Source organism: Coriobacteriia bacterium, assembly GCA_013334745.1.
Lineage (GTDB): Bacteria > Actinomycetota > Coriobacteriia > Anaerosomatales > JAAXUF01 > JAAXWY01.
This window is the reverse complement of record JAAXWY010000090.1, coordinates 1-1,723: the sequence shown is the minus strand read 5'-3', so window position 1 is coordinate 1,723 and position 1,723 is coordinate 1. Positions and strand designations below refer to the sequence as shown.

General features: G+C 64.8%; 2 protein-coding genes. One reads left to right on the top strand and one right to left on the bottom strand.

The annotated features are described in order from the left end of the window. A partial coding sequence (gene mltG / locus HGB10_12085; GenBank protein ID NTU72543.1) for an endolytic transglycosylase MltG occupies positions 1 to 855 on the bottom strand: 855 nt, incomplete at its 3' end. Positions 856 to 1,057: 202 nt separating this feature from the next. On the opposite strand from mltG, the gene HGB10_12080 reads away from it, so the two are divergent. Beyond that, on the top strand, positions 1,058 to 1,723 hold a 666-nt coding region (locus HGB10_12080; protein NTU72542.1), incomplete at its 3' end, for a pyruvate kinase.

Below are 1,723 nucleotides of genomic sequence, written 5' to 3'. Positions count from 1 at the left end.
GATCTTCGTGCCCTCGGGCAGCCCGTAGAACACCGTCGAGTCGAGTTGCAGCCGCATGCGAATCTTCAGGCGGTTGTAGATGACCGACGACACCAATGCGTACTCGTCGGCGAGTCGGACTTCCCGCTCGAGGATAGAGGCGATGGTGACCACGTCGTTGATGGTGAGGTTCTTGGACTCCGCATAGGACATGTCGAGGTCCGCAGTGCGCTTGTCGAACGTGTTGAGCATCATGCTCACGACGTCCTCTTCGGTCGTGCCCTTCTTGACCCGGTACGTGGCTGGGAACAAGAAGCCTTCGAGGGAGTCCCCGTATGCGTCCTCGAGGTACGGGTGCTTGTCCGCGAACAAGGGAGCACCCTTGAGCATCAGATCGAGCAGCTTGGCTTCATCGAGCTTGGCCCGCTTGGCGAACCGCGCCGCGATCTGCTTTGCAGTGAACCCTTCGGGGATGGGGACGTCGTAGTAGACGACGTCGGGGCCCTTCGCCAGCTTGGCCATAGCGGCCTCGTAGCCCATGCCGGTGGTGAGGTTGTACGTACCCGCCTTGAGTGAGCCGTCGACCTTGGCCCGCCGGGCCTTCACGCGAAACATCATCGCGTTGTCGACGACACCGGCCGTGGCCAGGGACTCGGCGATCTCAGCCGAGGACTCGCCCTTCTTGATCGCGAGTTCGATCTGCGCGCCGGGTGCGACATCGTGCTGCGACTTGTAGAGCATGTTCCAGGCGACGGCCGCGCCGATGCCCGCGATGACTATGAGCACGACGACCGAGACCAACGCAGCGACCACAGCGCGGCGGCGACGGACTCGCTGTGAGCGCATCCGAGGCATCGGGGGTTCGTTGATGGTCATGTGAGTAAACCAGTCTCCTACAGGGTTCGCGGTGCGGGGCACCGGCGTCATTCGATGCGGCTGTCGCCCGCTTATCGAGCGACACGCATGCCAGTCTAGCGGATGGCACCGACAGATCCCGACGAGTGGGCGAACCGACACAGTGGCTCCATCGACCGCCCTTCGGGTACCTATGTATCGCCCGGACAAAGAGAGGAGCGCCATGCGGCGCACCAAGATAGTCGCCACGCTCGGCCCCGCGACCGATTCCCCCGAGGTTCTCTCGGCGGTGCTTGGCGCCGGTGTGGACGTCGTGCGGCTGAACGCTGCCCATGCCACCGTCAGAGAGCTCGCGACCCGCCTCGATGAGGTCAGGTCGGCGGCTGCTGCGTTGGGACGCGAGGTCGGCGTGCTCGTGGATCTTCCCGGACCCAAGATCAGGGTGGGCGAGGTCGCGGACGGGGTGGTGCTCATCGCTGGCGAGGAGTTTCACCTCTTGGCCAGCGACTGTACAGGGGATGCCGGCCACGCGTGCGTGACGCACGAGGCGCTGTGGCGTGACGTCGCCGCGGATGACTTGATCCTGATTGATGACGGTCGAATCGAGCTCGCGGTGCTCTCGTCGGAGCCTGGAGATGTGACGTGCCGCGTCGTCACCGGCGGCGAACTGCTCGCACACAAGGGTGTCAACGTCCCCGGAGTCACTTTGTCGGTAGAGGCGGTCACGCCCACCGACAAAGAGGTTGCGACGTGGGCCGTGGGCGCAGGTGTCGATTGGGTGGGCCAGAGCTTCGTGCGGTCCGCCGCCGACATCGAGAGTCTGCGCGCGGCCGTACCCGGGTGCGCGCCGGTCGTCGCCAAGATCGAAAAGCACGAGGCAGCCGCAGCG